Raw genomic sequence first — 20,470 nt, forward strand, 5'->3', positions numbered from 1 at the left:
GTCCGGCGCCCCGAGGCCTCTACCGTCTACGGGTGAGCACCGAGCAGGACCCGCACGACCAGCCGTCCGACGACACCGACCCGACCGTCCGCTTCGCCGACCTCGGCCTCGGCCCGGAGGTGATGCGGGCGCTGACCGACGTCGGCTACGAGGTGCCCTCGCCCATCCAGGCCCGCACCATCCCCTCGCTGCTCTCCGGTCGCGACGTCGTCGGCCTCGCGCAGACCGGCACCGGCAAGACCGCCGCCTTCGCGCTGCCGCTGCTCGACCGGCTCGACGTCGACGACCGCTCGGTGCAGGGCCTCGTGCTTGCGCCGACGCGCGAGCTGGCGCTGCAGGTGTGCGAGGCGTTCGAGCGGTACGCCGCCCACCTCAGCGGCGTCAAGGTGCTGCCGGTCTACGGCGGCCAGGGGTACGGCGTGCAGCTCTCGGCGCTGCGCCGCGGCGTGCACGTCGTCGTCGGCACCCCCGGCCGCATCATGGACCACCTCGAGAAGGGCACCCTCGACCTGTCGCAGCTGCGCTTCCTGGTGCTCGACGAGGCCGACGAGATGCTCAACATGGGCTTCGCCGAGGACGTCGAGACGATCCTGGCCGAGACGCCGGCCGAGAAGCAGGTGGCGCTGTTCTCGGCGACCATGCCCCCCGCGATCCGACGGCTGTCGAAGAAGTACCTCGACGACGCCGACGAGGTCACCGTCGAGCGCACCCAGGCGTCGTCGTCGCACATCACCCAGCGCTACCTGATGGTCAGCTACCCGCAGAAGGTCGACGCGCTGACCCGCATCCTCGAGGTCGAGAGCTTCGAGGCCGCGATCGTCTTCGTGCGCACCAAGAACGAGACCGAGATGCTCGCCGAGAAGCTCCGCGCCCGCGGCTTCGGCGCCCGCGCCATCAACGGCGACGTCGTGCAGCAGCAGCGCGAGCGCACGGTCGAGGAGCTGCGCTCCGGCGCCCTCGACGTGCTGGTCGCGACCGACGTCGCCGCGCGCGGCCTCGACGTGCCCCGCATCAGCCACGTCGTCAACTACGACATCCCCACCGACACCGAGTCCTACGTGCACCGCATCGGCCGCACCGGCCGGGCGGGTCGCTCCGGCGACGCGATCTCCTTCGTCACCCCCCGCGAGCGCTACCTGCTGCGCCACATCGAGAAGGCCGTGGGCCAGCCGCTGCAGGTCATGTCGCTGCCGAGCGTGGAGGACGTCAACGCCTCGAGGCTCTCGGGCTTCGACGACGCCATCACCACGGCGCTGGAGCAGACGGCGCGGGTCGAGCGCTTCCGCGACATCGTCGCCCACTACGTGCGCGAGCACGACGTGCCCGAGGTCGACGTGGCCGCTGCGCTCGCGATCGTGGCCCAGGGCGACGAGCCGCTGCTGCTCGACCCGGCGCAGGAGATCAAGGAGCCGCCGCGGCCCAAGCGGGAGGCCCGGGAGCAGGGTGGCGGCGCTCGCCCCGAACGCGGCGGGCCGCGCGGTGGCGGCGACTACGCGACGTACCGGATCGCGGTCGGCAAGCGCCACCGCGTCGAGCCCCGCCAGGTGGTCGGGGCGCTCGCCAACGAGGGTGGGCTGCGGCGCAGCGACTTCGGCAAGATCTCCATCCGCCCCGACCACACCCTGGTCGAGCTCCCGCGGCACCTGCCCGAGGGCGCCTGGGCGCGGCTCAAGGACACCCGCATCAGCGGCAAGCTCATCGAGCTCGCCCTCGACGACGGCCCGCCCGGACGTCGCTCCGGCCCGCCCGGCGGCCCGGGTGGCAAGCACGCGGACCGGCCCGGCAAGAAGCCGCGCCACAAGCGTGACTGAGCGCGACCTCGTGCACCTCGCCTGCCGCGCGGTGCTGCTCGACATGGACGGCACCCTCGTCGACTCCACGGCGGCGGTCGACCGGATCTGGACCGACTGGGCCCGCGAGCACGACCTCGACCCGGCCGAGGTGATCTCCGTGGTGCACGGCCGGCAGGGCCACGAGAGCATGGCCGAGCTGCTGCCCGACCGCCCGCACGCCGACAACCTGGCCGACAACGCCTCCCTGCTCTCGCGCGAGGTCGCCGAGACCGAGGGCATCGTCGAGATCGCCGGTGCGACCGTCTTCCTGGAGGCGCTCGCGGGGACACGCCGTGCGATGGTGACCTCGGCGTCCGCCGACCTGGCCCGCAGCCGGATGGGGGCCGCCGGGCTAACGCCGCTCCCGGTGCAGGTCGTCGCCGAGGACGTCACGGCCAGCAAGCCGCACCCCGAGGGCTTCCTCGCCGGCGCCGCCGCGCTCGGAGTGGCTGCGGCCGACTGCGTCGTCTTCGAGGACTCCGGTGCCGGCGTCGCCGCGGCGCGGGCCGCCGGCATGCGCGTCGTCGGCGTCGGTCCCGTCGCCGCGGATCACGACCCCGACGTCCACGTCACCGACCTGACGTCGGTGCGGGTCGAGCCGGGGCCCGACGGGATCGTGCTGACCTTCGGCTGACCCGGACGACAGGCGTCACTCGCGCCCGGTCAGCGCGCGAACGGCCAGCCGCGCGACCTCGTCGGCGTACGCGTGGGTGAGGGGCGCGGTCCCCTGCTGCCACCGGTGGAACAACGGCGCCACGACCACCTCGAGCGCGACCAGCGGATCCGTCGCGCCGGCCGCGTCCGAGGTCGCGAAGCGGGTCTCGAAGGCGCGCAGCTGAGGGGTGAAGATCCTCTCGACGACCTGGTTCCGGAGCCCCTCGTCGAGCAGCGTCTCGACGCTCAGGGCCCGCAGCAGCGCGCCGAGCACGGGGTCGTTGAGCTCGTCGACCGTCGCCCGGAGCACGGTGGCGAGGTCGGCGCGGAGGTCGCCGGTGTCGGGCAGGCCGTACGTCGACTCGGGGTCGCGGGCGTTGGCGTCGGCCAGCGCGTCGACCACGAGCGCGCCCTTCGAGCGCCAGTGGCGGTAGACGGTCGCCTTGCTCGCCCCCGCCCGGGCCGCGATGGCCTCGATCGTCAGTGTCGCGTAGGGCACCTCGGTCACCAGCGCGAGCGTGGCGTCGAGCACCGCGCGCCGCGCGCGCTCGGAGCGGGGGAGCGGCCGACTTGCGGCGGACGTCGTCACGCGGGCACGATAGCGCCGCAAAACGAAACGTTCCGTTTCGATCAGGAGGATCGATGGCACACGTCGCGATGGTGAGCATCCCGGCCCCGGGGCACGTCTACCCGCACCTCGAGGTGCTCCGACGCCTGGTCGAGCGCGGTCACCGGGTCACCTACGTCAACGACCCGGCCTTCCGCGACGAGGTCGAGGCGGTCGGCGCCGAGCTGGCGCCGTACGACTCGGTGCTGCCGCGGGTCAACCACGCCGGGGCCGAGGGCGAGCAGGCTCCGGGGGCGGGCTTCGACGGCGACGCCATCGACCACCTGACGGCGTTCCAGGACGAGTACGAGGTGATGGTGCCGGCGGTGCACGACCGGTACCTCGACGACCGGCCCGACCTCGTGCTCTACGACATCGCCGGCATCGCCGGACGGCTGCTGGCCGACCACTGGGGGATACCGGCGCTGCAGCTGTCACCGACGTACGTCGCGTGGGAGGGCTACGAGGACGACATGGCCGACTTCCACCAGTGGCTGCGCACCGACGAGCGCGGCGCGGCGTACCTCGCACGGCAGTCCGCGATGCTGCGCGCCTGGGGCGTCGAGGAGGATCCGTTGCGCTACCTCGGTCGCCCACCGCGGTGCGTGGTGCTGGTGCCGGAGTCGATGCAGCCGCACGCCGACCGGGTCGACCGCGAGCGCTACGTGTTCGTGGGTCCGGCCGTACGCCGCACCGACCCCGCCCGCGCGTGGACCCCGCCCGCGGGTCGCCGGGTCCTGCTGGTCTCGCTCGGCACGGCCTTCACCGACCGGCCGGACTTCTACCGGGCCTGCCTCGAGGCGTTCGGCGACCTGGACGGCTGGCACGTCGTGCTCCAGGTCGGCCGCAGCACCGACCTGGCGGCGGTCACCGGCGACCGGCCGGTGCCGGACCACGTCGAGCTGGTGCGGTGGGTGCCGCAGGTGGAGGTGCTCGAGCACGCCGACGTCTTCGTCACCCACGCCGGCATGGGCGGTGCGAACGAGGGCCTGGCGAGCGGCACCCCGATGATCGCGGTGCCGCAGGACGTCGACCAGCTCGACAACGCCGACGCCCTCGTCGCCGCGGGGGTGGCCGTGCGGGTCGACACCGGCGACGCGACCCCGGGCGCCCTGCGCGACGCACTCGCCAGGGTGACGGCTCCCGACGTCGTCACCCGGTCGCGCGAGGTCGCCGAGGAGCTCGCGCGGCTCGGTGGTGCCGGGCGGGCGGTCGAGGTCGTCGAGTCGCTGCTGGCCGGCTGCCGGTGACTCAGGTCTGGTGCACGTAGGAGTCGAGCTGGTCGCGCTCGAACTCCAGCTGGGTGATGCGGCTCTTGACCACGTCGCCGATGCTGACGACGCCGACCAGGTGACCGTCGTCGACGACCGGCACGTGGCGGATCCGGCGCTCGGTCATCTGCGCCATCAGCTCGTCGAGGTCGTCGCCGAGCCCGCAGGTGTGCACCGTGCTGGTCATGATGTCGGAGACGGTGCTGGCCAGGACGTCGTCGCCGCTGCCGAGGCGGCGCACGACGTCGCGCTCGCTGACGATGCCGTCGACGGACGCGCCGTCGCCGCTCGCGACGACCGCACCGATGTTGTGCTCGGCGAGCAGCGCGACGAGGTCGGCGACCGTGGCGCCCGGCTCGATGGTGACCACCGCCTGGCTCGGCTTGGCCTGCAGCACGTCCTTGATCCTCATCGTCGCCTCCCGGGGCCTCGAGTGCGACGACAGTAGTGCCGCAGCCGCGGCGGCGACAGGGGACGGACCGGGAGGTCTCGGTCAGTCGGCCTCGGGCGGGGCGGCGCGCCGGGCGCTGAGGTCGTGCACCGTGCCGCCGGGACCCTCCGGCTCGGCGTGCGGGTCGTGGTCGTCGTGGGAGCCGAGGAACGCCAGCGCCTGGTCGTGCAGCTTGCCGTTGGTGGCGAGCGCGTTGCCGCCGTTGGGGCCGGGGGTGCCCTCGAGCGAGGTGAAGCTGCCGCCCGCCTCGCGCACGATGACGTCGAGCGCCGCCATGTCGTGCAGCGCGAGCTCCGGCTCGGCGGCGATGTCGACGGCACCCTCGGCGACGAGCATGTAGGACCAGAAGTCGCCGTAGCCACGGGTGCGCCACACGCGCCGCGACAGGGCCAGGAAGTCGTCGAGCCGACCGCGCTCGTCCCAGCCGTGCAGCGAGGAAAACGACAGCGAGGCGTCCTCGACCCGCGAGACGTCGCTGACCTGGCAGCGGCTGGCGCGCAGCAGCGACTTGCCGGTCCAGGCACCACCGCCCTTCATCGCCCACCACCGCCGGTTGAGCGCGGGCGCGGAGACCACGCCGACGACGACCTCGTCGTCGACCATCAGCGCGATCAACGAGGCCCAGACCGGGACGCCGCGCACGAAGTTCTTGGTGCCGTCGATCGGGTCGACCACCCACCGGCGCTGGCCGTGGCCGGTGGTGCCCTCCTCCTCGCCCTGCACGGCGTCGCGCGGGCGCGCGCGGGAGAGCACCCTGCGCACGCCCTCCTCGACGGAGGTGTCGGCGTCGGTCACCGGCGTCAGGTCGGGCTTGGTCATCACGTGCAGGTCGAGCGCCTTGAACCGGCTCTGCGACGTGGAGTCGGCGTCGTCGGCGAGGACGTGCGCCAGCCGCAGGTCGTCGGTGAAGTCGGCAGCCATGCTCACAGCCTAGGCTCAGGCTCCGGGTCTACCTTCCGCACATGGAGATCAACGGGATCCCGGCGCACCCGCTCGTGGTGCATGCCGCGGTCGTGCTCACGCCGCTCGCCGTGCTGGCGGCCCTGGCCTCGCTCGTCCCGTCGTGGCGACCCCGGCTGCGCTGGCCGCTGCTCGTGCTCGCCGCGGTCGCGCTGGTGAGCATCCAGGCCGCGATCCTGACCGGCGAGAACCTCGTGGAGACCCGCGGCCCCCGCTCGCCGCTCATCGAGGAGCACGAGGAGCGCGCCGAGCTGCTGCGCACCGTGATGATCGGCTTCACGGTGCTCGCCGCGGGCGCCGCGGCCACCGCGCGCCGGGCCAGGGTGGCCACGGTGCTGACCGTCCTGACCGCCCTCGTCGGCATCGGCGGTCTCGTGCTCGTCGTCGTCACCGGCGACCTCGGGGCGCAGTCGGTCTGGGGCTAGCGGCTCACCACTCCGCCGCCGCCTCCCGCGAGGCCAGCAGCCGGCGGAAGGAGGCGACCCGCTCGGCCCGGGTGCCCTCGGCCGCGTCGAGGCCGCACTCGGGGGCGTCGTCGGCGTGGCTGCAGCCGCGCGGGCAGTCGACGGTCAGGGCGTGCAGGTCGGGGAAGGCCTCGATCAGCCGACCGGGGTCGACGTGCGCCAGGCCGAACGAGCGGATGCCGGGGGTGTCGACGATCCAGCCGCCGTCGGGCAGGTGCAGCATCAGCGCGCTCGTGGAGGTGTGGCGGCCGCGTCCGGTCACGGCGTTGACGCTGCCCGTCTCGCGACCGGCATCGGGCAGCAGCGCGTTGACCAGGGTCGACTTGCCGACGCCCGAGTGACCGAGCAGCACGCTGGTGCGGCCCTCGAGGCGGTCGCGCAGCTCGTCGGGGTCGGTGCCGCGCTGGGTGACCACGTGGGGCACCTCGAGCGGGCGGTACGCCGCGAGCAGCGGCTCGGGGTCGGCCAGGTCGGCCTTGGTCAGGCACAGCAGGGGGTCCATGCCGGCGTCGTACGCCGCCACCAGCGCGCGGTCGACCAGGCCCTGCCGTGGCGGCGGGTCGGCGAGGGCGACCACCACGACGAGCTGGTCGGCGTTGGCGACGACCACCCGCTCGACGGGGTCGTCGTCGTCGGCCGTGCGGCGCAGCGTCGTACGCCGCTCGTCCACGACCACGATCCGGGCCAGGGAGCCGTCGTCGCCGGTGACGTCGCCGACCAGGCGCACCTCGTCGCCGACGACGACGCCCTTGCGGCCGAGCGGGCGGGACTTCATCGCGGTGACGAGGACGTCCTCGTCGGAGACCAGCCGGCAGGTGTAGCGGCCGCGGTCGACCGTGACGACGACGGCGGGGACCGCGTCGTCGTAGGTCGGCCGCTCCTTGGTGCGCGGGCGGGTGCGACGCCGGGGGCGCTCGTAGCTCTCGGGGTCGTCCTGCCCGTAGCGGCCCGTGCGACCCACGCCTAGAACAGCCCCGCCCAGACCTCGGCGAAGCCGGGGAAGGTCTTGCTCGTGGTGGCGACGTTCTCGACCAGGACGCCGTCGACCCGGCTGCCGACGACGACGGCGGCGTGGGCCATGCGGTGGTCGGCGTAGGTCTTGAACTCGCCGCCGTGCAGCGTCGCCGGGCGGATGCTCAGCCCGTCGTCGTGCTCGTCGACGACCGCGCCGAGGCCGGCGAGCTCGGCGGCGAGCGCGCTGAGGCGGTCGGTCTCGTGGCCGCGGATGTGGGCGACCCCGCGCAGCCGCGACGGCGAGGTCGCCAGGGCGCACAGCGCCGCGACCGCCGGGGTGAGCTCGCCGACGTCGTGCAGGTCGACGTCGATGCCCTCGATGGTGCCGGTGCCGCGCACGGTGAGCCCGGCGTCGTCGAGCGCGACGTCGGCGCCCATGCGCGTCAGCAGCTCGCGCAGCTCGTCGCCGGCCTGGTGGGTGGCCGCGGGCCAGCCCGGCACGGTGACCGACCCACCGCTGGTGAGGGCGAGCATGAGGAAGGGCGCCGCGTTGGAGAGGTCGGGCTCGACGGTCACGTCGGTGGCCCGCACGGCCCGCGGTGGCACGTGCCAGCGGTCGGCGTCGGTGTCGTCGACCTCGACGCCGTGCTCGCGCAGGCTCGCGACCGTCATGTCGATGTGGGGCAGGGAGGGCACCGGCTCGCCGTCGTGGCGCAGGTCGACGCCCTCGTCGTACGCCGCTCCGGCGAGCAGCAGCGCCGAGACGAACTGGCTGGACGCCGAGGCGTCGATGACGACGGTGCCGCCGCGCACCGACCCGGTGCCGTGCACGGTGAAGGGCAGCGTGCCGCGGCCGTCGTCGTCGACGCGGACGCCGAGGTCGCGCAGGCCCGAGAGCACCGCCCCCATGGGGCGGGTGCGGGCGTGGGCGTCACCGTCGAAGCCGACGGGGCCGTCGGCCAGGGCCGCGACGGGCGGCACGAACCGCATCACGGTGCCGGCCAGGCCGCAGTCGATCGTGCCGCCGCGGAGCGGGCCCGGCGTGACCCGCCAGTCGGCGCCGGAGGTGTCGACCGTCGAGCCCAGCGTCGTCAGCGCGGTCGCCATCAGCTCGGTGTCGCGCGAGCGCAGCGCCCGGTGCACCGTGCTCGGGCCGTCGGAGAGCGCCGCGAGCACGAGCGCCCGGTTGGTCAGCGACTTCGACCCGGGCAGGGCGACCGTGGCCGACACCGGGGCGTGCGCGACCGGGGCCGGCCAGAGGTCGGCGTGGGGCAGGCCGGGTTCGGAGCCTGGTTCGGAGCCCGGTTTGGAGCCGGGGGAGGGGGCGGTCACCGGAGAGAGGCTACCGAGACGGGACCGCCCGCCCGCCGGGCGATCAGGGCTTGATGGCCTTGGCGGCGAGCCGCGCCTCGCGGCGCACGTGCTTGGCCTCGCGGCGAGCGTGGCTCGCGGCGCTGCGGCCGGCGTGCTGGGCGCGCCAGGCGACGCCCGGGCGGCCCTCGGTGTCGACCGCGGCCAGGATGAGCCCGCCGAGGACCGAGGCGTTCTTGGTGAACTGCAGCAGCTGCTGCTGCTTGGCGGCCTTGTCGCTCTCCTCCCAGAACGGGTGGCCGGCGATCGTGGTCGGGATGAGCGAGGCCGCGAGGACCGTGCTGGAGACGCGCGGGGCCGTGCCCTTGGCCAGCGCGAGGGCGGCGAGCAGCTGCACCCCGGCGTTGATCCGGACGAGCGTCACCGGGTCGTTGGGCAGCTGGGGCACGGCCTTCTGCAGCTGCGGCGCGACCGCGTCGGTGACCGGCTTCGCCTTCTCCTCCAGGGCCGGGGCCTGGCGCAGGGCGTTGACCGCCCCCAGCACGAAGGTCGAGGCGAGCAGCGGGCGGGCGACGAGACGGATGAGGCTCATGGCCCTGGTTTACCCCATACGCGCGGCGTTCACGCCGGTCCGCGAGCAGCGCCCCGGAGGGGCTGTGGCGGCGTGGCCACGCCGTCGGTGGACCCGGGTAACCTCCGGCGCATGTGCGGTCGCTACGCCTCGAGCCGGACGCCCGACGACCTCGCGGAGGAGTTCGACGTCCTGGTGGGCGGTGACGCGCCGGCGCTGCCGCACCTCGAGCCCGACTTCAACGTCGCGCCGACCAAGCAGGTCTACGCCGTGGTCGAGCGTCCGCCCTCCGACGAGACCGACGACCCGCCGCAGCGCCAGCTGCGGGCGCTCTGCTGGGGGCTGGTGCCGTTCTGGGCCAAGGACCCCTCGATCGGCAACCGCATGATCAACGCCCGCGTCGAGACGCTGGCCGACAAGCCCGCCTACCGCCGGGCCTTCGCCAAGCGGCGCACGCTGCTCCCCGCCGACGGCTACTACGAGTGGTACCCCACCGAGGCGCTGACCAAGGCCGGCAAGCCGCGCAAGCAGCCCTACTTCATCCGGCCCACCGACGGTGGCCTGCTCGCGATGGCGGGGCTCTACGAGATCTGGCGCGACCCCGACCGGGCCGACGACGACCCCGACCGCTTCCGCTGGACCTGCAGCGTGATCACCACCCAGGCGGAGGACTCCCTGGGCCGCATCCACGACCGGATGCCGATGATGCTGCCCCGCGAGCGCTACGACGCCTGGCTCGACCCGCGTCGCTCCGACCCCGACGAGCTGCGCGACCTGCTGGTCCCGGCCGCCCCGGGGCGGCTCGAGGCCTTTCCGGTCTCGACGCTGGTCTCCAACGTCCGCAACAACGGCCCCGAGCTCCTCGAGCCGCTGCCGCTGGAGGAGCTGCCCGAGGGAGACCTGCCGTGACCTCCGAGCGGCTGGTGCCGACCCCGCGCGGCGAGGCGCGCCTCGTCGTACGACGCGCCAAGCGGCCGCTGGCCACGCTGGTGCTGACCCACGGCGCCGGCGGCGGCATCGACGCCGACGACCTGCAGGCGCTGGCGATCCGGCTGCCGCGTCACGACGTCTCCACGACGCTCGTCGAGATGCCGTGGCGCCGCGAGGGCAAGCGTCTGGCACCGGCGCCGGCGATCATCGACGCCTGCTACACCGCGACCGTCGACCAGATGCGCAACCGCGCGCCGCTCGTCCTCGGCGGCCGCAGCGCGGGCGCCCGCTCGGCCTGCCGGATCGCCAGGGGCGTCGGCGCAAGCGCCGTGCTGGCGCTCGCCTTCCCGCTGCACCCGCCCGGCAAGCCGGGGTCCTCGCGCCTCGACGAGCTGCAGCGGGCCCGGCTCCGCACGCTGGTGGTGCAGGGCGAGCGCGACGCCTTCGGCACGCCCGAGGAGTTCCCCGACGACGTCGAGCTGGTGCCCGTGCCCGACGCCGACCACGGCCTGCACGTGCGCAAGCGGGGCCCGATCACCCAGGACGAGGCCCTCGGCCTGGTCGTCGAGGCCACCCTGGAGTGGCTGGTGCGGGAGTTCGCCCGGGCCTGAGGAGTGGCCCGGGCCGTCGGAATGCCCCGGGGCGCCCTGGCGTTGTGCCGGCGTACACCCCACCCGAGGAGGCCCCGTGCTCCGTGCCCTGCACAGCACCCTGGAGCGGTCCGAGACCGCCGACCAGAGGCTGCGGCCGCTCCGGTCGGACGCGTCGTCGGTCGGCGGCACCCCGCTAACCTGGACGGCGATGACGACCAGCCACGACGACCAGCAGGTCGACCCCACCCCTGTCGACCATGCCGCTGTCGACCCTGCCACCGAGACCGAAGCCGAGCGCCAGCTGCGCTTCGAGCGCGACGCCCTGCCCTTCCTCGACCAGCTGTACGCCGCGGCGATGCGCATGACGCGCAACCCCTCCGACGCCGAGGACCTGGTGCAGGAGACCTTCGCCAAGGCGTTCGGCAGCTTCCACCAGTTCCGGCCGGGCACCAACCTCAAGGCGTGGCTCTACCGGATCCTCACCAACACCTTCATCAACACCTACCGCAAGAAGCAGCGGCAGCCGCAGCAGTCGATGGCCGAGGACGTCGAGGACTGGCAGCTCGCCCGCGCCGAGTCGCACAGCTCGACGGGGCTGAAGTCGGCCGAGCTCGAGGCGCTCGAGCGGCTGCCGAGCTCCGACGTGACCGACGCCCTGCAGCGGCTCCCGGAGGACTTCCGGCTGGCGGTCTACCTCGCCGACGTCGAGGGATTCCCCTACAAGGAGATCGCCGAGATCATGGGCACGCCCATCGGCACGGTGATGTCGCGGCTGCACCGCGGTCGTCGACAGCTGCGCTCGATGCTGACCGACTACGTCCGCGACAACGACCTGCTCCCGGAGGAGACGGTCGCGGCCGCGAAGGCGAAGGGAGGAGCACGATGAGCGGCGCCACCGAGCCCCACGCCCCGCAGGACTGCTCCGAGGTCCTGGGCCGGGTCTTCTTCTTCCTCGACAACGAGCTCGACCAGGCCGACTGCTCGCAGATCGAGCAGCACCTCGAGGAGTGCGGCCCGTGCCTGGCGCGCTACGACCTCGAGCGCACCGTCAAGACGCTGGTTGCGCGGTCGTGCTCCGAGCAGGCACCGGCCGGGCTGCGGCAGCGCGTGATGCTGTCGATCCAGCAGGTGCAGGTCGAGATCTCCCGCGACTGAGACCTACCTGCGCCTGGGGCCCGATGTCGCGCATCCCGCGGCCACCTGGGATGATGGCCGCTGATCCACACCAGGAGGTCCCCATGGGCAAGACCGGCCGCAAGCGCCGTGCGCGCAAGAAGAAGGGCGCGAACCACGGCAAGCGCCCCAACGCCTGACCTCTGCTCAGGCGTCGCGACGAGCCCCGGACCCCACGGTCCGGGGCTCTCTGCGTCCCCCGGCCCCGCCACGACCACGGGCCAGGGATGATGGTGCCCGTGACACCGCAGACGCCGACCGACGAGCAGCCCGACCTCGGCGCCCTGATGCTGCAGGGCCACGAGATGATCGTCGAGGCCATCCGGGTCCACCACGAGCGCTGGGGCCTCGGCGACGAGCGGTCCTGGAGCCTCGACCAGCGCTCCGGCACGATCGTGTGGCGCTTCGACGACATCACCGTGAGCGCCCCCGCCCAGGTGCTCGGCTCCTGGAGCCCCGACTCCGGCACCTTCGTCTGGTCGTGGGACAACCCGACGATCGTCCCGGGCCTGCAGCGCACCGCCGAGCTGGTGCGCACGTGGGGCGTCGAGCAGCAGGTCTTCGCGCTCTCGGCCTCGCCGCTGCGGCTCGAGGAGCAGCAGGCGATGGACCTCGTCGCCCTCGCCTTCCGGGTCGGCGGCTGCACCGGCCTGGTCCCGCCCGCTCGCGGCTCGCTGGCGACGTACGTCGTCTTCGGCGACGTCGAGGTCCGCGGGCCCGGCAAGGAGCGCTCCAGCTTCTCGGTCAACCAGCCGTGAGCGCGATCGAGCCCGGCCTGGCCGCGACCCTGCAGCGCACCGTCGGCGAGGGCGACACCGCCGTCGCGGTGGGCTCCGGCAGCCTGCCCGTGCTCGGCACCCCGGTGCTGCTGGCGTGGTGCGAGGCAGCCACCTGCGAGGCGCTGGCGCCCGCGCTGAACGACGGCGAGACCAGCGTCGGCACCCGGGTGCAGCTCGACCACCAGGCACCCAGCCCCGTCGGCGCGGTGCTCGAGGTCACCGCGTCGGTCGTGCACGTCGACGGCCGCCTGGTGCGCCTCTCCGTCGCCGCACGGCAGGCCGGCCGGCTCGTCGGCTCGGGCGAGGTCACCCGCGTCGTGGTCGGCACCGAGCGGTTCCTCTCGCGCCTGTGACCGCTCAGTCCCAGCGCAGGGCGTAGGCGAGAAGCTGCACGTGGGGGACCGGCGACCAGTCGTCGTCCGGCGCCCGCTCGAACCCGAGCCGCTCGTAGAGCCGGTGGGCGCTGGTCATGCCGGCGAGCGTGGAGATGCGGACGCCGCGGAGCCCGAGCTCGCGGGTGGCGGTGAGGCAGTGCTCGACCAGGGCCTGCCCCACGCCGCGGCCGCGCGCGCGGGGGTCGACGGCGAGCATCCGCATCTCGCCCTCGTCGTCGCGGGCGATCTCGCGGAACGACGAGCCGGGCGGGCAGAAGGTCACCGTGCCGACGACCGGCTCGTCGGTCTCGCCGAGCTCGCCCTGCCGGGCCACCAGGACCTCGGCCGCCTCGTGGCGGCCGGCGGCGTCGGCGAGGTGCGCGGCGTAGTCGTCGTCGGCGGCGACGTAGACGGGCACGTACGCCGCCACCGTGAGCCGCCCGACCTCGTCGAGGTCGTCGGCACCGGCGCGGGCGACGACGATGGAGGACACGGCGTCGGTCCTCAGATCCCGAAGGTGTTGCGGGGGTACGCCGCCTCGACGTCGGTGATGACGTTGACCATGTAGGGGACGCCCGAGGCGAAGGCCCGGTCGAGCGCGGGGCCGATCTGACGCGGGTCGGTCACGGTCTCGCCGGCCCCGCCGAGCGCCTTCACCACGTCGTCGTAGCGGGTGGCGGGGGCGAGGTCGGCGGCGACGTCGTAGCCGTAGAGCATCTGCATCGGGCCCTTCTCCAGGCCCCACGCGCCGTTGTTGCCACACACCATGACGACGGGCAGGTCGTGGCGCACCAGGGTGTCGACGTCCATCAGCGACATGCCGGCGGCGCCGTCGCCGTACAGCAGCACGACCTGCGCCGAGGGTCGCGCGAGCCGGGCCGCGATGGCTCCGCCGAGGCCCGCGCCCAGGCAGCCGTAGGGGCCCGGGTCGAGCCAGCCGCCGGGCCGCTGCGGCTCGACGTACTTGCCGGCGAAGGAGACGAAGTCGCCGCCGTCGCCGATGACCACCGAGTCCTCGGCCAGGCGCGGCACGAGCTCGCCGTAGATGCGGGCGGGGTGGATCGGGTCGGCCTCGGCCGAGAGCAGCGCGCGGTCGCGCTCGGCGGCAGCCCTGACGGTGTCCTGCAGCTCGGCGACCCAGCCGGCCCAGTCGGGGCGCTGCGCGAGCCCGTGGACGCCCTCGCGCACGCCGTCGAGCAGCAGCCCGAGGTCGCCGTGGGCACGGGCCGCGAGCTCGGCGTGGCCCGAGACCTGCCCCTCGGAGTCGGCCAGGTGCACCACGCGGGCCGGGGTGGCGCCGTCCTTCCCGCCGAAGACGCCGTACCCCAGCCGGAAGTCGAGCGGGGTGCCGACGACCACAACGAGGTCGGCCCCGGTGAAGGCGGCGCCGCGGGCCTTGGTCACCAGCAGCGGGTGGCCGCCGGGCACGAGACCGCGCCCCATGCCGTTGGTGATGGTGGGCAGGCCGGTGTCCTCGACCAGGCGCAGGGCGGCGTGCTCGGCGCCGTCGGCCCACACGTCGGTGCCGAGCACGAGCACGGGCCGACGCGCCTCGCCGAGCAGGCTCACCACGCTCGCGACGGCGTCGGGGTCGGGCTCCTGCCGGTGGCGCTCGCCGACCGGCGGACGGACGCTGGTCGCGGTGTCGAAGAAGGCGTCCATCGGCACGTCGACGAAGACGGGACCGCGGTGCGAGGAGCCGGCGGTGCGGAAGGCGTCGTCGATGCCCCCGGCGACCTCGCCGGCGGTGTGGATGGTGCGGGCGGCCTTCGAGACCGGGGCGAGGATCGGCGGCTGGTCGAGCTCCTGCAGCGAGCCGCTGCCCCAGCGGTTCGCCGGGGCCCGACCGCCGACCACGACCATCGGCGAGCCGGCGAACTGCGCCTGGGCGATCGCGCTGACGCCGTTGGTGACACCCGGACCGGCGGTGAGCACCGCGAGGCCGGGCACCCGGGTCAGCTTGCCGGTCGCCTCGGCGGCGAAGGCGGCGGTCTGCTCGTGGCGCACGTCGAGGATCTTCATCGGCGGCTCGGCGGTGACCGCGCCGTCGTACATCGGGAAGACGTGGGCGCCCGACAGGGTGAACATGGTCTCGACGCCGTGGGCGCGGGCCACCTCCACGGCGTGCTTCCCGGCGTGGGCCTCGACGCCCTCCCCGCTCGTGCCGGTCTCGGTCTCGGGTGCCTGGGTCATGCCCGCGAGCGTAGCCCTACCCATGGGTAACGGCACCCGTCCCGAGCGGTGGTGACGGGCACCCGTCCTAGGCTGCCTGCGTGCCCTCCCTCCGCAGCCTCGCCGCGGCGCGCACCGACCTCGACGCGGCCGACGTCGCCTGGCTGCAGCGGCTGGTCGCCGACTGGCAGATCGTGGCCGACCTCAGCTTCGCCGACCTCGTGCTGTGGCTGCCCGCCGCCGACTCGAGCGGCTACTGGGCGGGGGCGCAGATGCGTCCCACCACCGGACCCACGGCGCTCGTCGACGACGTCGTCGGCGACTTCCTGCCCGTCGGCCGCCGCCCGCTCGTCGACGCCGCGCTGCGCGACGGCCGGATCGCCCGCGAGGGTGACCCCGAGTGGCGCGACGACGTGCCGGTGCGCGTCGAGGCCATCCCCGTGCGTCGCGGCACCCGGCTCGTCGCGGTGGTCGCGCGCAGCACCAACCTGCAGGGCGTGCGCACGCCGAGCCGGCTCGAGCTGTCCTACCTGCAGGCCGCGACCGAGCTCTCGCAGATGATCGCCGGCGGGGGGTTCCCGCTGCCCGACGAGACCTCCGACCGGGCCGACACCCCGCGGGTCGGCGACGGCTTCGTGCGGCTCGACCCGGCCGGGCGGGTGGCCTACGCCAGCCCCAACGCGCTCTCGGTCTACCGCCGCCTCGGCCTGGTCGGCGACCTGGCCGGCCGCTCGCTCGCCGAGGTCACCCGCGAGCTGGTGCCGCCCGACGTGCGCGCCGAGGAGGAGGTCGTGACCGGGGTCCTGGGGGGTCGCAGCGGCGCCGACGTCGAGCTCGGCAACGAGCAGGCGACCGTGGTGGTGCGCTCGATCCCGCTGCGCCCCGAGGGGAGCCGCACCGGGGCGCTGGTGCTGCTCCGCGACGTCACCGAGCTGCGCCGCCGCGAGCGCGAGCTGGTGACCAAGGACGCCACCATCCGCGAGATCCACCACCGCGTGAAGAACAACCTGCAGACGGTCGCCGCGCTGCTGCGGCTGCAGGCGCGCCGCATCGACCCCGGGCAGGGCCGGGTCGCGCTGCAGGAGGCGGTACGCCGCGTCGGCGCCATCGCGGTGGTGCACGAGACGCTGAGCCAGACCTACGACGAGCAGGTCGACTTCGACGCGGTGGCCGACCGGCTGACCCGGCTGGTCACCGACGTCGGCGCGACCACCCGCCCGGTGCACGCACGGCGCGAGGGCAGCTTCGGACCCGTCGGCTCCGAGGTCGCGACCCCGATGGCGATGGTCTTCACCGAGCTGGTGCAGAACGCGGTCGAGCACGCGTTCCCGGCGGGTTCGGGCGGGCCGGAGCACCCCGGCACGGTGCTGGTGCGCGTCGCCCGTGACGCGGCGACGCTCTCGCTGCGGGTGCTCGACGACGGCACCGGGCTGCCGCCCGACTTCGACGAGGGCTCGACGTCGAGCCTGGGCCTGTCGATCGTGCGCACGCTCGTGGAGGAGCTCGGCGGCACGCTGTCGCTCAGCGCGCGCGACGACGGGAGCGGCGGCACCTGCGCCGAGGTCGTGGTGCCGCTGCGGCGGGCCTGAACCTCAGGCGGCCGTCAGGCGGTGCGCACCCGCGCCCGGGCGTTGCGCCGCTTCAGCGCGCGGCGCTCGTCCTCGCTCATGCCGCCCCAGACGCCGTGGTCCTGCCCCGCCTCGAGGGCCCACGCGAGGCACTGCTCGCGCACCTCGCATCGCCGGCACACCTTCTTGGCCTCCTCGACCTGCATGATCGCGGGGCCCGTCGTGCCGATGGGGAAGAACAGCTCCGGATCCTCGTCGAGGCATGCGGAACGGTGGCGCCAATCCATGAGTGAGGGGTTCCTCCAGCTTGGTGAAACGAAGTTCACGAGGCGTCCCGGCCAGCAGATCCGTGAGGGCCGGGGGGCGCGCATCGACCAGGTCGTGGCCGGCGCACCGCCCAAGACTGGCAACTCGTGGTCCTCGACACAAGACCCCCTGGTGGTCGGCTGGGTCACAGGTGGGGTAGGAATACGCGGTTGCGCGCGGTGACCACGTGCCGGTCCGTGCGTCGCAGCGGCGTACGGCCACGGTTTCCGTCGTCGGCGCGCCCCGACGCCACGGTGCGGGGAGAGCGCCCACGTAGGGTCGGGCGCGTGGATCCCGACGACCGGCCCGCTGCCGAACGCACCTGGGGCTCGCCCGCTCCCGCCCCGCTCGCGGTGGCGGCGAGCCTGACCTTCGTGCAGGGCCTGCTCGTGGTCGTGGGTGCGGTCGCGGAGGCGGTCTCGATCGACAGCGACCGGTTGGTGCTGGGGCTCACCACCACCGTCTTCTTCACCCTGTACGGCGGTGGGCTGCTGCTGTGCGCGTGGGGGCTGCACCGCACCCGGCCGTGGGCGCGCGGGCCGGTGCTGCTGGCCCAGCTGGTGTGGCTGGGGCTCGCGTGGACCTTCCGCGGGGTCTGGCCGGTCTCCGTGACCCTGGTCGTCGCCGCCGCGCTGGTCCTGGTCGGGCTGCTGCACCCGCGCTCGATCGAGGCGATCGAGCGCGCCCGGGACGAGGAGTGACCACCCGCGACGACGTGCTGGCCGCGGCCGACCGGGTGCGCGGGCGGGTGCGGCGCACGCCGGTGCTGGCCCTCGACGACGCCGGGCCGCACCCGCTCTGGCTGAAGTGCGAGTTCCTGCAGCGCACGGGCAGCTTCAAGGCCCGCGGTGCGCTCAACCACCAGCTCGCCGCCCGCGAGCGCGGCGAGCTCGACGCGTCGGCAGGGGTGGTGGCGGTCTCCGGCGGCAACGCCGGCCTGGCCCACGCCTGGGCGGCACGGCTGCTCGGCGTGCCGGCCACGGTCTTCGTGCCGGCCACCGTGCCGGCCGGCAAGCTCGCCCGGCTGCGCGAGCACGGGGCCGAGGTGCGCGTCGGCGGGGCGGAGTTCGCCGAGGCCGTGGAGGCTGCGCTCGAGCACCGATCGAGCTCCGGTGCGCTGTGGTGCCACGCCTACGACCAGCCGGAGGTGGTGGCGGGCGCCGGCACCCTGGCGCTGGAGCTGCTCGACGACGTGCCCGACCTCGACACGGTCGTGGTCGCGGTCGGTGGCGGTGGGCTCCTCGGCGGGGTGGCCGCGGCGCTGGAGGGCCGGGCGCGGGTGGTCGCGGTCGAGCCGGAGCGGATCCCGACGCTCCACGCCGCCCTGGCGGCGGGGGAGCCGGTCGACGTGGCGGTCTCGGGCGTCACCGCCGACTCGCTCGGGGCGCGCCGGGTCGGCGACATCGCGCTCGAGGTGGCACGGCGCACGGCACCGGTCTCGGTGCTGGTCACCGACGACGACGTCGAGCGGGCGCGCCGCGAGCTGTGGCACGAGGCGCGGGTGCCCTCCGAGCACGGGGCCGCGGCGGCGTGGGCCGGGCTGCGCAGCGGTGCCTACCGGCCCGCCGTCGACGAGCGGGTCGCCGTGGTGGTGTGCGGGGCCAACACCGACCCCGCCACGCTGGGCTGAGCCCGCTCGACGACGCTCAGCCGACCTCGCGCAGCTCGCTGCGCAGCTGGGCGAGGGTGCGGCTGAGCAGCCGCGACACGTGCATCTGCGAGACGCCGATCTCCTCGGCGATCTGGGTCTGGGTCATGCCCTTGAAGAAGCGGAGCAGCAGGATGCGGCGCTCGCGCTGCGGCAGCAGCTCGATCAGCGGCTTGATCGACTCGCGCACCTCGACGTGGGCCAGCGCCTCGTCGTCGGCCCCGAGGCTCTCGAGCAGACCGGTGGGAGAGTCGGGGCCGTCGTCGCCCGCGTCGAGGGAGACGGTGGCGTAGGCGTTGGACGACTCGAGGCCCTCCAGCACCTCCTCGACGTCGCGGCCGAGGTGCTCGGCGAGCTCGGCGGGCGTGGGGGACCGACCGAGGTCCTGGGCGAGCTGCGCGTTGGCCCGGGTGATGGCCATCCGCAGCTCCTGCAGCCGCCGGGGCACCCGGATCGCCCAGCCCTTGTCGCGGAAGTAGCGCTTGATCTCGCCGATGATCGTCGGGGTGGCGTACGTCGAGAACTCGACGTCGCGGCTGACGTCGAAGCGGTCGACCGACTTGATCAGGCCGATGGTGCCGACCTGGACGAGGTCGTCGAAGGGCTCGCCGCGGTTGCGGAAGCGGTTGGCGCAGTGCTCGACCAGCGGCAGGTGGAGGTGCACCAGCTCCTCGCGGACGCCGCGGCGGCGCGCCGGCGTGGTGTCCGCGGCGTACATCTCCGCGAAGAGCCGCCGGCTGACGGCCCGGTGGTCGACACGTCGACGCTCCTCGTGGGACGCGTCCACCGGGGCCAGGTCGCGCACGTCAGGCCGTGATGCTGGAGCGGACGGTGAAGGAGACCCACAGGTCACGGCCGTCGCGCCGCGACTCGACGTCGCTGGTCAGGGCGGTGAGCACCTGCCAGCCGAAGCTGTCGGAGTCGAGGTCGGACCCGTGGGCGGAGGCCGAGATGGAGACCCTGATGGATCCCGCACCCAGGTCGTAGGCCGCCCGCAGGTCGCCGTGGTCGTCTGCGTGCTCCAGCACCAGTGCGCAGGCCTCACCGACCGCCATGCGGAGGTCCTCGATGTCGTCGAGGGTGAAGTCCAGACGTGCGGCGAGACCGGCCGTGGTCATGCGGAGCACGGCCACGTAGGCGGACTCGGCCGGGAGCCGGAGCTCCACGTCGGATCGCATGCGCACGGGGCCCTTCCTACAACGCCGCTGGACTGGGGCGGGACAGACTCGCCCAGAGTAGTGCGCTTCGGGCCGGCGCGTCCTGGGTTCGCATGCCGGAGAGGTACCCACCCGGGACGCGACGAGCCCCCCGCGCCGGAGGCGGCGCGAGGGGCTCGTGCGGCGGGTGCCGTCAGGGCTCAGCCCTTCTTGGTCTCCCAGAAGATCTCGGCGATCTCGTCGATCTTCGCCAAGAGCTGGTCGGCGGTCTCGACGTCGAGCTCGCCCTTGGTGCCGCTCGCGCCGGCCAGCTTGGTGGCCTCGTTCACGAGCTGGTGCAGCTGCGGGTACTTCTCGAAGTGCGGGGGCTTGAAGTAGTCGGTCCAGAGCACCCACAGGTGGTGCTTGACCAGCTCGGAGCGCTGCTCCTTGATGAGGATCGCGCGGGTGCGGAAGTCGGCGTCGTCGCTGTCGAGGGCCTTCTGGACGACGGCCTTGACCGACTCGGCCTCGATGCGGGCCTGGGCGGGGTCGTAGACGCCGCAGGGCAGGTCGCAGTGCGCGCTGACCTCGACGGTGGGGGCGAACAGGTGCTGGAGCATCAGGGTTCCTCTCGCGTCGGCTGTGGTCGTGCGGGCCACGTCGGCGACACTACTCCCGGGGTCGCGCGAGCGGCACGCAGACGCCGTACCCGG

Annotated in this window: 26 protein-coding genes; 14 read left to right on the forward strand and 12 right to left on the reverse strand. The window is 74.2% G+C overall.

Annotation, left to right across the window (positions count from 1 at the left end; genetic code table 11):
• Positions 1–32 precede the first annotated feature (32 nt).
• A complete protein-coding gene (locus ACYU8I_RS05320) occupies positions 33–1,811 on the forward strand; it encodes a DEAD/DEAH box helicase (RefSeq protein WP_460838241.1) in 1,779 nt (592 codons plus the stop codon).
• Entirely contained in the window at positions 1,804–2,466 is a 663-nt protein-coding gene (locus ACYU8I_RS05325) for an HAD-IA family hydrolase (RefSeq protein WP_460838243.1), read from the forward strand. The genes ACYU8I_RS05320 and ACYU8I_RS05325 overlap by 8 nt, the downstream gene beginning before the upstream one ends.
• Positions 2,467–2,481: 15 nt before the next feature.
• On the opposite strand, the gene ACYU8I_RS05330 is transcribed toward ACYU8I_RS05325, so the two are convergent.
• Positions 2,482–3,075, reverse strand: coding sequence for a TetR/AcrR family transcriptional regulator (locus ACYU8I_RS05330; protein ID WP_460838244.1), 594 nt, complete (start codon positions 3,073–3,075; stop codon positions 2,482–2,484).
• A 53-nt stretch (positions 3,076–3,128) separates the two neighbouring features.
• Here ACYU8I_RS05330 and ACYU8I_RS05335 point away from each other — a divergent pair, with 53 nt between their 5' ends.
• Positions 3,129–4,343 (forward strand): macrolide family glycosyltransferase, encoded by a 1,215-nt coding sequence (locus ACYU8I_RS05335; RefSeq protein WP_460838246.1) that lies wholly within the window; start codon positions 3,129–3,131, stop codon positions 4,341–4,343.
• A gap of 1 nt (position 4,344) precedes the next feature.
• On the opposite strand, the gene ACYU8I_RS05340 is transcribed toward ACYU8I_RS05335, so the two are convergent.
• Complete coding sequence (locus ACYU8I_RS05340) at positions 4,345–4,776, reverse strand: CBS domain-containing protein (protein ID WP_460838248.1); 432 nt, start codon at positions 4,774–4,776, stop codon at positions 4,345–4,347.
• An 81-nt stretch (positions 4,777–4,857) separates the two neighbouring features.
• The gene (gene hisN / locus ACYU8I_RS05345; RefSeq protein ID WP_460838250.1) at positions 4,858–5,736 is read right to left on the reverse strand and encodes a histidinol-phosphatase; all 879 of its coding nucleotides are present in this window, start codon (positions 5,734–5,736) and stop codon (positions 4,858–4,860) included.
• A 41-nt stretch (positions 5,737–5,777) separates the two neighbouring features.
• On the opposite strand from hisN, the gene ACYU8I_RS05350 reads away from it, so the two are divergent.
• The gene (locus ACYU8I_RS05350; RefSeq protein WP_460838252.1) at positions 5,778–6,200 is read left to right on the forward strand and encodes a DUF2231 domain-containing protein; all 423 of its coding nucleotides are present in this window, start codon (positions 5,778–5,780) and stop codon (positions 6,198–6,200) included.
• Between the two features lie 4 nt (positions 6,201–6,204).
• On the opposite strand, the gene rsgA is transcribed toward ACYU8I_RS05350, so the two are convergent.
• The 3 genes from rsgA to ACYU8I_RS05365 all read right to left on the reverse strand — a co-directional run bounded on the left by rsgA (position 6,205) and on the right by ACYU8I_RS05365 (position 9,096).
• Positions 6,205–7,200 carry a ribosome small subunit-dependent GTPase A gene (rsgA, locus tag ACYU8I_RS05355; protein WP_460838254.1) on the reverse strand — a complete coding sequence of 332 codons (996 nt, stop codon included), beginning with the start codon at positions 7,198–7,200 and terminating at the stop codon, positions 6,205–6,207.
• Positions 7,201–7,202: 2 nt separating this feature from the next.
• Positions 7,203–8,468, reverse strand: coding sequence for a 3-phosphoshikimate 1-carboxyvinyltransferase (aroA, locus tag ACYU8I_RS05360; RefSeq protein ID WP_460838496.1), 1,266 nt, complete (start codon positions 8,466–8,468; stop codon positions 7,203–7,205).
• A 100-nt stretch (positions 8,469–8,568) separates the two neighbouring features.
• Positions 8,569–9,096, reverse strand: a complete 528-nt coding sequence (locus ACYU8I_RS05365) for a DoxX family membrane protein (protein WP_460838256.1) — start codon at positions 9,094–9,096, stop codon at positions 8,569–8,571.
• Between the two features lie 111 nt (positions 9,097–9,207).
• Between ACYU8I_RS05365 and ACYU8I_RS05370 the strand changes: the two genes are divergently transcribed.
• The 7 genes from ACYU8I_RS05370 (at position 9,208) to ACYU8I_RS05400 (ending at position 12,903) form a co-directional block, all read left to right on the forward strand.
• A complete protein-coding gene (locus ACYU8I_RS05370; protein ID WP_460838257.1) occupies positions 9,208–9,984 on the forward strand; it encodes an SOS response-associated peptidase in 777 nt (258 codons plus the stop codon).
• Positions 9,981–10,616 (forward strand): alpha/beta hydrolase family protein, encoded by a 636-nt coding sequence (locus ACYU8I_RS05375; RefSeq protein WP_460838259.1) that lies wholly within the window; start codon positions 9,981–9,983, stop codon positions 10,614–10,616. Before ACYU8I_RS05370 ends, ACYU8I_RS05375 begins: the two co-directional genes overlap by 4 nt.
• 190 nt (positions 10,617–10,806) lie before the next feature.
• Positions 10,807–11,484, forward strand: a complete 678-nt coding sequence (locus tag ACYU8I_RS05380) for a sigma-70 family RNA polymerase sigma factor (RefSeq protein WP_460838261.1) — start codon at positions 10,807–10,809, stop codon at positions 11,482–11,484.
• Positions 11,481–11,753 carry a mycothiol system anti-sigma-R factor gene (gene rsrA / locus ACYU8I_RS05385; protein ID WP_460838262.1) on the forward strand — a complete coding sequence of 91 codons (273 nt, stop codon included), beginning with the start codon at positions 11,481–11,483 and terminating at the stop codon, positions 11,751–11,753. Before ACYU8I_RS05380 ends, rsrA begins: the two co-directional genes overlap by 4 nt.
• Positions 11,754–11,836: 83 nt before the next feature.
• Entirely contained in the window at positions 11,837–11,911 is a 75-nt protein-coding gene (locus ACYU8I_RS05390; protein ID WP_369759046.1) for a 50S ribosomal protein bL37, read from the forward strand.
• A 99-nt stretch (positions 11,912–12,010) separates the two neighbouring features.
• Entirely contained in the window at positions 12,011–12,529 is a 519-nt protein-coding gene (locus ACYU8I_RS05395) for a DUF6882 domain-containing protein (protein WP_460838265.1), read from the forward strand.
• The gene (locus ACYU8I_RS05400; RefSeq protein ID WP_460838268.1) at positions 12,526–12,903 is read left to right on the forward strand and encodes a thioesterase family protein; all 378 of its coding nucleotides are present in this window, start codon (positions 12,526–12,528) and stop codon (positions 12,901–12,903) included. The genes ACYU8I_RS05395 and ACYU8I_RS05400 overlap by 4 nt, the downstream gene beginning before the upstream one ends.
• Positions 12,904–12,907: 4 nt before the next feature.
• On the opposite strand, the gene ACYU8I_RS05405 is transcribed toward ACYU8I_RS05400, so the two are convergent.
• Together ACYU8I_RS05405 and ACYU8I_RS05410 are read right to left on the reverse strand one after the other, a co-directional pair.
• A complete protein-coding gene (locus tag ACYU8I_RS05405; protein ID WP_460838271.1) occupies positions 12,908–13,417 on the reverse strand; it encodes a GNAT family N-acetyltransferase in 510 nt (169 codons plus the stop codon).
• An 11-nt stretch (positions 13,418–13,428) separates the two neighbouring features.
• Positions 13,429–15,117: an acetolactate synthase gene (locus ACYU8I_RS05410; RefSeq protein WP_460838273.1), complete on the reverse strand. Its 1,689-nt coding sequence runs from the start codon at positions 15,115–15,117 to the stop codon at positions 13,429–13,431.
• Between the two features lie 80 nt (positions 15,118–15,197).
• On the opposite strand from ACYU8I_RS05410, the gene ACYU8I_RS05415 reads away from it, so the two are divergent.
• The gene (locus tag ACYU8I_RS05415; RefSeq protein ID WP_460838276.1) at positions 15,198–16,685 is read left to right on the forward strand and encodes a sensor histidine kinase; all 1,488 of its coding nucleotides are present in this window, start codon (positions 15,198–15,200) and stop codon (positions 16,683–16,685) included.
• A gap of 14 nt (positions 16,686–16,699) precedes the next feature.
• On the opposite strand, the gene ACYU8I_RS05420 is transcribed toward ACYU8I_RS05415, so the two are convergent.
• On the reverse strand, positions 16,700–16,951 hold the full coding sequence (locus tag ACYU8I_RS05420; RefSeq protein ID WP_460838279.1) for a WhiB family transcriptional regulator: 252 nt from the start codon (positions 16,949–16,951) through the stop codon (positions 16,700–16,702).
• A 306-nt stretch (positions 16,952–17,257) separates the two neighbouring features.
• Between ACYU8I_RS05420 and ACYU8I_RS05425 the strand changes: the two genes are divergently transcribed.
• Both ACYU8I_RS05425 and ACYU8I_RS05430 read left to right on the forward strand, forming a co-directional pair.
• A complete protein-coding gene (locus ACYU8I_RS05425; protein WP_460838282.1) occupies positions 17,258–17,671 on the forward strand; it encodes a hypothetical protein in 414 nt (137 codons plus the stop codon).
• Positions 17,668–18,600 carry a threonine/serine dehydratase gene (locus ACYU8I_RS05430; RefSeq protein WP_460838284.1) on the forward strand — a complete coding sequence of 311 codons (933 nt, stop codon included), beginning with the start codon at positions 17,668–17,670 and terminating at the stop codon, positions 18,598–18,600. Before ACYU8I_RS05425 ends, ACYU8I_RS05430 begins: the two co-directional genes overlap by 4 nt.
• Before the next feature lie 16 nt (positions 18,601–18,616).
• Here the strand turns inward: ACYU8I_RS05430 and ACYU8I_RS05435 are convergent, their stop codons facing one another.
• From ACYU8I_RS05435 to sodN, 3 genes are all read right to left on the reverse strand, one after another.
• Complete coding sequence (locus ACYU8I_RS05435) at positions 18,617–19,405, reverse strand: RNA polymerase sigma factor SigF (RefSeq protein ID WP_460838286.1); 789 nt, start codon at positions 19,403–19,405, stop codon at positions 18,617–18,619.
• Between the two features lie 19 nt (positions 19,406–19,424).
• A complete protein-coding gene (locus tag ACYU8I_RS05440) occupies positions 19,425–19,796 on the reverse strand; it encodes an ATP-binding protein (protein WP_460838498.1) in 372 nt (123 codons plus the stop codon).
• Positions 19,797–19,975: 179 nt separating this feature from the next.
• Positions 19,976–20,377, reverse strand: a complete 402-nt coding sequence (gene sodN, locus ACYU8I_RS05445; protein WP_460838288.1) for a superoxide dismutase, Ni — start codon at positions 20,375–20,377, stop codon at positions 19,976–19,978.
• Between the last annotated feature and the right edge of the window lie 93 nt (positions 20,378–20,470).

The organism is Nocardioides marmoraquaticus (genome assembly GCF_054777915.1).